Source organism: Tersicoccus mangrovi (genome assembly GCF_036881825.1).
GTDB classification, from domain to species: Bacteria; Actinomycetota; Actinomycetes; order Actinomycetales; family Micrococcaceae; genus Tersicoccus; species Tersicoccus mangrovi.
The window spans coordinates 255406-262563 of sequence record NZ_JBAJMW010000006.1; the positions used below are offsets into that span (position 1 = coordinate 255406).

Here is a 7158-nt window from a genome sequence, read left to right on the forward strand (position 1 = left end):
AATGAAGGCAGCCTTCGGGGCATCCGCCCTGCGGGGCTCAATGGAAGATCGAGCTGGAAGAGGCAGCGGTTGAGGCATCCGCCCGGGACGCTGCTTGAAGATTCAAACACGTGGATTCGCTGTGAGCAACTAGCTCCGGCGTGTCTGGTACCCCGTGTGTCGCGTACCCCGCGTCGCGGGTCTGGCGAGGGCTCCGTCCGGCTACCCTTGAGTGGGTTTCTGGAGGGGCCCAGCTATGACGACTTTGACGGCGGAGACCACGCGGACGAGCGACCAATGGATCCTGGTTGACGCGACGATCCCGCACCGACTCGCACTTCTCAGCGTCGGCGAGATCAACCACTCAGGTGCGAGCATGCGCAAGAACCTGGACCTGGCGGGCCGGCACATCGCCATCGACCGCATCCACCGAGCCGCCCAGGATGGGGTACAGGTCGATGACGTCGTCGAGTTCGGTGGCGAACAGTGGCGGGTCTACTGCGAACCGATCCGCTCCCCCATCACCCGGACCATCATCGGGGTGCTCGCCATCTACACCGAGCCGCCCAGGGAGCTGCCGGAGAAGCCGGTGGTGGGCGCCCTCGAGTGGGCGATCTACGATCAGGGACGCCGGATCGAGACCGTGTGGGACGACAACGTCTACCGCCTCTACGGGGTGGTCCCAGCCGGGCGAGGATCGGCCACCGGGGACATGGCCCAGTGGTTGAATACGCTGGTCGCCCCGGAGGACCGGATTCGGATGAAGCTGCTCATCGACGGCAACATCGCCCGTCCCGGCGAACAACGGACCACGATCAGCTACCGGATCTTCACCGGGATCGGCACCGACAGCCCGGGCTCACGCCAGCTGGAGGCGTGGGGGAAGATCATCGACGAGCCGGACACCAGCGTGAAGTGGTTACGCAGCCTGACCCGGGAGATCTCGTCTCTCCAGCCGGCACCGCTGGCCGACGCCGAGCTGGACACCGCGGCCCTGATCAGCGCCGCATTCGCCCTCACCCGCGACCAGGTTCTGCTGATGGTGGACACCTCGTACTGGCAGACCTTCTCCACGTCGAGCAACTGGGGCACCACCCGGTTGCTGCTTCCGCGTTTCGGGTACCTGCCCAACACCGTTCACCCGGACGACTTCACCGCGTTCTCCACGATGTGCGTGGAAGGCAACCGCACCGACGAGCCGCTCATGATCCGCTGGCTGTGCCGGGACGGGCAGTACCGGGCCGTCAACGTGACGGCCTCCAACGGGCACACCGACGGCACCCCCAGCCGGTATGTGATCGTCAGCCTGGCGAAGGCGACGTTTGACGACGTTCCCGGCGCTGACGTGAAGGCACTCTCGCCCGCCTGACATCACCGTCGGTGCGGTGGCCGAGGAGCGTGCGCGGCGACTGCCGCACACATGGGGGTCATGAGCAGCCAGTCCCGCCAGCCCGCCGGTGCCGCCGCGTCCACCGGGGGCCAGTTCCGGTCCACCGAACACGCCGAACCGGACATCGCCCTCGGCGCCGTACCTGGCCCGGAGCCGGTCACCGAGCCGCCCGCCGGCGCGGAGCCGGTGCGTGCGGTCTACCGCGACCCGTACCCGGACCGGAAGGGCTCGGAGCGGATCGTCGAGGACTGCGGCAAGTGCGCTGGGACCGGGTTGTACACCGGCCCATACGGGCACAGCTTCTACACCCCCGCCGTCGGGGCGGTCGACACCGGCTGCTTCGGGTGCATGGGCACCGGGAAGCACTCCTTCCTGGTCTCCTCCGCCCGGGAACGGGAGCGGCGCCGGGTGGGCCGGGCCAACGAGTCCATCGACCGGGTCGACCGGTTCAACGAGAACCTGGCTGCCGCCGTCGCGGCCCACCCGTCCCTGGCGCTGCTGCAGGACTGGGAGATCGCCTCCATGGCCTGGGTCGACCAGTACCGGACCAAGCTGTTCGCCGGGCCCCTTTCCGAGGACCAGATGTCGGCCGCGGCCAAGGCGATCGACCGGTACCACGCCACCCAGCGGGCCGAACTGGAGCGGGAGGCCGCCCGCGAGGCGGAGAGGGCGGCCCGGCCCCCGGCCCCGGTCGGCCCGGCCACCATCGAGGGTGTCGTCATATCCACCAAATTCGTGGACAACTCGTTCAGCTACTCCGGTGGCTCGACCATGAAGATGCGGGTCAAGGACGACCGCGGCTTCGAGGTGTGGTCGACCGCCCCAGCCACCCTGCGCGACGCGGTGCGCAACAGCGGACGGGACCAGTACCTGGCCGGCTCCCGGGTCCGGTTCAACGCCACCCTCAAGCCCAGCCACGACGACCCGTCGTTCGCGTTCGCCTCCCGCCCCACCAAGGCCGAATTGCTGCCCCCGCAGGACACCGAGGACGACGCCGCCTGAGAGGCGCGAGGAGAGGCGGGCTGCCGCACACATGGTTCGCATGCAGTGGACCTGGGTCCTGAACGACCTCTACTTCGCCGTCTTCGTCCCGTACTTCATGCTCAACGTGCTCTGGCACCTGTCAGTTCGGAGGACAAGGCGTCGATACGTGCTGTCCAGCATCCTCAAGCCGACCTGCCTGGTGCTGTTCGGCTTCTTCGTCGCCAGCGCCATCACCGACGCCACCCACGGACGCCCCGTGTTCGCGCTCGTCGACGCCGCCTGCGCGTACATCTACGCCCGGGACTGGCGCGGCTACCAGGACGACGACGACTGGTGGTCCGATGCGACCAAGGCTCTCAAGCGTCGTCTCCGGAGTCTCGCTGGGCGGTCCCGGACAGTGACCGCACCGACGGCTCCTTGACGCCAGTGGCGCGCCAGGGCAGAGACCGGGAAGGGGCGCGAGCCGGCGCGGCTGCCGCACACATGACCCCTGCCCGGTGCCCCCGCCCCGACTCCTCGAGGAGAACCCCATGCCCGCTCTCGCCGCCAGCTACGACTTCGTCGGTTACACCTTCCGCGCCGAGCAGTACTGCCCCGAGGACCTGCTCGACGCCCTGCCCACCGGTCCCGGCGAGGCGTTCGACGGGTGGGATGACCTGTCCGGCCAGCCGGTCGAGGACTCCCTGCGGGAGCTGGCGTTCGCATTCAGCATCGACCGCGAGGACGAGGCGAGCTTCGACTCGGATGACTTCCCGAAGGTGATCTTCCGGGACCAGACCACCGAGGACGACGTCTGCGGCGCCTGCGGAAAGGACCTCTGACCGTCCCCGCGTGCGCGAGGGGGCCACTGCCGCACACATCGGGGGGTATGAGGCCCCTGAAGGACATGTCCGCCGCTGACCTGCACATCGCTCTGCTCGACGAGACGGTCGGGATGAACGGCAACGGCCGGATCGCCGTCGCCGCCCACCACGCCGCGTTCTTGCACCGGAACCAGACCCGCGCCAACCGCGGCACCCTGGACCGCACCCCGTACGTGGAGCACCCGCTGCGCAACGCCCTGCGCCTGGTCCGCTGGGGTGTGCGGGATGTCGAGGTGATCATCGCCGCGATCCTGCACGACGTCGTCGAGGACTGCGCACCGCACATCGCCGCCCACTTCCTGGGCCACTCCCCCACCACCGTGCCGCACCACCAGCTGCGCGCCGCGGCCCTGGGCTGGATCGCCGACGTGCACGGGGTCCAGGTCGCCTCCCTGGTCGAGGCCGTCTCGATGCCCGCACTGCCCCGCGACATCACTCCCGAGTGGCGGCGCCTGCTCTACGCCGCCCACGTCGATGAGGCCGTCTCCGGCAACGCGGCCGTCCTGCTGCTCAAGTTCTCCGACTACGTCGACAACGCCCTGGGCCTGCACCACAACAACGTGCCCGCCAACCGGCGGATGGTCACCAAACTGGCCCGCAAGTACCTGCCCCTGTCGGGCACCTTCGTCCGGGAGATCACCACCAACCGAGACCTCGCCGGGATGGTCAGCGAGCACGGGTATGCCGAGATCACCCGGCAGGCCCTGGCCGCCGAACCCCGACTGCGCGCGTTGCTCGAGCAGCTCGCGGCCGCTTGAGCGAGAGGGCCCCGATGCCGCACACATGATCGGCATGAAGACCCTCGACCCCGACTTCCTGACCGCTCCCCCGGCTGACGGTGCTCCCGCCGTCGTCACCATCGACCTGCCCGTGGCCGCCTTCCTCGCCGGCAAGGACCCCGACACTGCCCGCCCGGCGGCGACCGTGACGGTCACCGGGCCGACCTACGCGACCTGCATCGCCGCTCTGGCCAACCTCGGCCGCCAGGGTTCCACTGCCATCCACGCGATGGTCGGCGCCCACCTGCAGGCGAACGACCGCACCGCGGCCTCCGGCGAGTTCGCCGTCCTGGCGGCCATGCTCGCCGTGCACAACCCCTACCGGGTGTTCGAGTTCGAGGGCGGGCTCGCCGTGGACGGTCAGCCGGACTCCCCGGTGAAGCTGACGGTCACCGCCCCCAGTGGCCTGGCCGCAGCCGTCGCCCTGCGCGCGACCACCAACGAGGACATCCTGTTCGTCACCGCCGCCAACCTGTGCCCGGAGACCAACCTTGATGCGGAGCTCGGGCTGTGAAGGTCACCGACCCGGTCCAGCTGCTCGCCCAGCTCTACACCAGCTGCCTCGTCATCGGCCTCGTCCTGCTCGTGGCCGTCGTGATCGTCATCCTGGCCTTCGCTCACCTGGACGTGGCCCAGGAGCGTCGCCGCCGCGCCCGCGACGCAGCTGCCCGGCCCGCGCGCGACGAGACGCCGACCACCCTGATGCCCGTCATGCCCTCCCGGGCACCGCGCTGGGATCTGGACGACCCTGCGGCCATCTGGGAGCCGGCGGCATGAGCGGCGTCCCGATCACGGTGGTCACCACCGCCCAGGTCGTAGACCGGCTCGCCAACATCCTCACGCAGCTCTCCTGCTCCCCGTCCGAGGCGTTCGAACGGCACTGGCACCAGGGCGACTGGTCCGAGGAACACCTGCTCGGCCAGCTCCAGCACACCCTGTGGCTGGCCTCCGCCTCCCCGTACCCCTTCAACACCCACTGCGAGGACTGCTTCGGCGTCGGGGACACCCCCATCGACGAGGACCTGGTCATGGTGGCCCTGGACCGTGCCGCGTCCGCGGCGACGGCCCTGCAGGTGCGGCCGAACGTGGCGATCGAAGGGCGCCGCGACGGGATCACCGGCTACGACGCCGCGCTCAGCGAACTGCGCACGGCCCTGGCCTTCCTCGGTGTGGAGACCACCGACACCTACTGGGCCGGGACTGTGGACGAACCGTGATCGAGAGCCTGCTCGCCCACACCGGCCGCCGCCTGAACTCGAACGGAAACCCCTGATGCACCCGCTCATCCACCCCGCCCGCGACATCGCCGGTCTGCTCTCCATCTCCCCCATGCCGACGGTCCTGAACCCGATGTGGCTGGCCATCGGCATCACGGTCATCGTCCTGGTGGCCATCCCGGTCCCCTCGGTGATCGCCGCCATCCGGTGGGCGGTCCGCCGGCTCCGCGTCCGTCACGCGCGCACCCAGCTGCCCCTGACCGCACAGCTGCCGGCCGTGGAACCGGCCGCCCCGCGAACCCTGGCCATGCCGGTCACCACCCCGGCGGACGAGGCGGGACCGGATCGGCAGGAGGCGGCGTGAGCGGGTACGAGAAGCTCACCGTCGTCACCTCCGCCGCGTGGCTGGCCCGCGACCTGGACGCCGCCGGCGTGGTTCCGGTGACCCGTGATATCGGGCTGGACGCGCCCGTCCTGGACGGGGCGACGGCGCTGTGGTGCCCCGGCGTGTACGCGACCCGGATGGTCGCCACCGGCCTCGAGCACCCGTTCGCCTCCTTCGGCCCGGACTGGCCGTTCTTCTTCCCGCACCGATTCCTGCGGCGAACCGTGATCGCCGACCGACTCAGCGACGTGCGGTGGCTGGCCGCCGCGTCGTTGCCCGGCCCGGTGTTCGGCAAGCTCGCCGAGCACAAGGCCCCATCCGCGCCCGCCCGGGTGTACCCGAGCATCGATGCCTTCGCCTCCCGCCTGCGCGAGGTGTTCGGCGACGCCGCGGAGGACCTGCAGGTCCTGGTCTCCGCCCCGATCGTGTTCCGCGCCGAGTACCGATGCTTCATCGCCCACGGGCAGGTCACGGCCGCCAGCTTCTACTTGTTGCGCACGCGCACCGGTGGCGAGATCACCTGGGACGCGTTCGAGACCGCGGAGCAGGCCCCGCCGGTCGAGTCTGCGGTCCGGTTCGCCCAGCAGGTCGTCGACGCACTCGAGGACGGCCACCGGGCCACCGGTGCGCCCGAGTGCGGCCAGCCGGACGGGTGGGTGCTCGACGTCGGGCTCGACGAGAACGGCGCCTGGTCGGTGGTCGAACCCAACGCCTCCTGGTCCTCCAACCCGTACCACGCCGACCCGGCCGGCGTCGTGCGCTCGATCCTCGCCTCCCAGGATCCCGCCGGGCGCCCGGACTGGCGGTGGCGACCCGACCCCGTCCTCGCCGCCCGCGTCCGGCCCTTCCCCACCAGCACCAGGAGCACCTCATGACCGAACGGCTCACCGTCGTGCTCCCCGCCGCGTCCAGCGACCAGATCTCCACGGACCTGCGCGCCCTCACCCAGGCACTCGTCGGAGCCGGCGTCGAGAACCACTACGGCGGCCTCGGCGGCACCTACGGGTACGGCGTCGAGTTCGAGAACGCGACGTTCATGATGCACCCCTTCTGCTGGTGCGAACAGGACGACTGCCCGTGGTGCGTCCGATGCACCTGCCCGGAGGATGCGGATCTGTACCGAGACCTGGCAGGCGAGCAGATCAGCTTCGAGGAGTGGCTGGGCCTGGACTACCGGACGCGGCCAATCCTCGAGGACGGTCCGGGCCCGCGGTGCGCCTACTGCACCCAGGTGGTCAGCAGAGCAGCCAACTTCCTGCACCGCCCCACCGGCACCCAGGTCCGCTGGTACAAGTACATCGGGCGCGACCAGGAGGTCGAGCTGCATGGAGACTGGGCGGAGATCATGGCCGACGTGCGCGCCTCCCTGACCCGGTGAGTGCGCGCGCCGCGGCGTCGTCCGCACACATGGGTGCCGTGAACGACGTCACCGCCTCGAAGGAGCACAGCGTGAGCACCGAGTACACCGGGTGGAATCAGCCGCTTGGCTACGCACGTGAATGCTGACGTCGCTTGTCGGTGAATGTTGCCGTCATCCCAACCGCCAGAACCCTTGGTCCTG

The 7158-nt window shown here is 70.0% G+C and carries 11 protein-coding genes; all 11 read left to right on the forward strand.

Annotated features, from left to right (window positions below; genetic code table 11):
* Positions 1 to 355: 355 nt before the first annotated feature.
* The 11 genes from V6N00_RS13920 to V6N00_RS13970 all read left to right on the forward strand — a co-directional run bounded on the left by V6N00_RS13920 (position 356) and on the right by V6N00_RS13970 (position 6975).
* On the forward strand, positions 356 to 1348 hold the full coding sequence (locus tag V6N00_RS13920; RefSeq protein WP_334233136.1) for a hypothetical protein: 993 nt from the start codon (positions 356 to 358) through the stop codon (positions 1346 to 1348).
* 60 nt (positions 1349 to 1408) lie between these two features.
* Positions 1409 to 2371 carry a hypothetical protein gene (locus V6N00_RS13925; protein WP_334233138.1) on the forward strand — a complete coding sequence of 321 codons (963 nt, stop codon included), beginning with the start codon at positions 1409 to 1411 and terminating at the stop codon, positions 2369 to 2371.
* Between the two features lie 40 nt (positions 2372 to 2411).
* A complete protein-coding gene (locus tag V6N00_RS13930; protein WP_334233139.1) occupies positions 2412 to 2774 on the forward strand; it encodes a hypothetical protein in 363 nt (120 codons plus the stop codon).
* A 109-nt stretch (positions 2775 to 2883) separates the two neighbouring features.
* Complete coding sequence (locus V6N00_RS13935; protein ID WP_334233140.1) at positions 2884 to 3174, forward strand: hypothetical protein; 291 nt, start codon at positions 2884 to 2886, stop codon at positions 3172 to 3174.
* Between the two features lie 65 nt (positions 3175 to 3239).
* Positions 3240 to 3974: a hypothetical protein gene (locus tag V6N00_RS13940; RefSeq protein WP_334233141.1), complete on the forward strand. Its 735-nt coding sequence runs from the start codon at positions 3240 to 3242 to the stop codon at positions 3972 to 3974.
* A gap of 34 nt (positions 3975 to 4008) precedes the next feature.
* Entirely contained in the window at positions 4009 to 4509 is a 501-nt protein-coding gene (locus V6N00_RS13945) for a hypothetical protein (protein ID WP_334233143.1), read from the forward strand.
* Positions 4506 to 4772: a hypothetical protein gene (locus V6N00_RS13950; RefSeq protein WP_334233145.1), complete on the forward strand. Its 267-nt coding sequence runs from the start codon at positions 4506 to 4508 to the stop codon at positions 4770 to 4772. The genes V6N00_RS13945 and V6N00_RS13950 overlap by 4 nt, the downstream gene beginning before the upstream one ends.
* Positions 4769 to 5212: a hypothetical protein gene (locus tag V6N00_RS13955; RefSeq protein ID WP_334233148.1), complete on the forward strand. Its 444-nt coding sequence runs from the start codon at positions 4769 to 4771 to the stop codon at positions 5210 to 5212. The genes V6N00_RS13950 and V6N00_RS13955 overlap by 4 nt, the downstream gene beginning before the upstream one ends.
* Positions 5213 to 5267: 55 nt before the next feature.
* On the forward strand, positions 5268 to 5576 hold the full coding sequence (locus V6N00_RS13960; RefSeq protein WP_334233150.1) for a hypothetical protein: 309 nt from the start codon (positions 5268 to 5270) through the stop codon (positions 5574 to 5576).
* Positions 5573 to 6472 carry an ATP-grasp domain-containing protein gene (locus V6N00_RS13965; RefSeq protein ID WP_334233152.1) on the forward strand — a complete coding sequence of 300 codons (900 nt, stop codon included), beginning with the start codon at positions 5573 to 5575 and terminating at the stop codon, positions 6470 to 6472. Before V6N00_RS13960 ends, V6N00_RS13965 begins: the two co-directional genes overlap by 4 nt.
* Positions 6469 to 6975 (forward strand): hypothetical protein, encoded by a 507-nt coding sequence (locus V6N00_RS13970; protein WP_334233154.1) that lies wholly within the window; start codon positions 6469 to 6471, stop codon positions 6973 to 6975. The genes V6N00_RS13965 and V6N00_RS13970 overlap by 4 nt, the downstream gene beginning before the upstream one ends.
* Positions 6976 to 7158: the final 183 nt, after the last annotated feature.

Excerpts from the sequence above, each read along its gene's own strand:
- V6N00_RS13920 (WP_334233136.1), top strand. The coding sequence starts at position 356 with ATGCGCAAGAACCTGGACCTGGCGGGCCGGCACATCGCCATCGACCGC.
- V6N00_RS13925 (WP_334233138.1), top strand. The coding sequence starts at position 1,409 with ATGAGCAGCCAGTCCCGCCAGCCCGCCGGTGCCGCCGCGTCCACCGGG.
- V6N00_RS13930 (WP_334233139.1), top strand. The coding sequence starts at position 2,412 with ATGCAGTGGACCTGGGTCCTGAACGACCTCTACTTCGCCGTCTTCGTC.
- V6N00_RS13935 (WP_334233140.1), top strand. The coding sequence starts at position 2,884 with ATGCCCGCTCTCGCCGCCAGCTACGACTTCGTCGGTTACACCTTCCGC.
- V6N00_RS13940 (WP_334233141.1), top strand. The coding sequence starts at position 3,240 with ATGTCCGCCGCTGACCTGCACATCGCTCTGCTCGACGAGACGGTCGGG.
- V6N00_RS13945 (WP_334233143.1), top strand. The coding sequence starts at position 4,009 with ATGAAGACCCTCGACCCCGACTTCCTGACCGCTCCCCCGGCTGACGGT.
- V6N00_RS13955 (WP_334233148.1), top strand. The coding sequence starts at position 4,769 with ATGAGCGGCGTCCCGATCACGGTGGTCACCACCGCCCAGGTCGTAGAC.
- V6N00_RS13960 (WP_334233150.1), top strand. The coding sequence starts at position 5,268 with ATGCACCCGCTCATCCACCCCGCCCGCGACATCGCCGGTCTGCTCTCC.
- V6N00_RS13970 (WP_334233154.1), top strand. The coding sequence starts at position 6,469 with ATGACCGAACGGCTCACCGTCGTGCTCCCCGCCGCGTCCAGCGACCAG.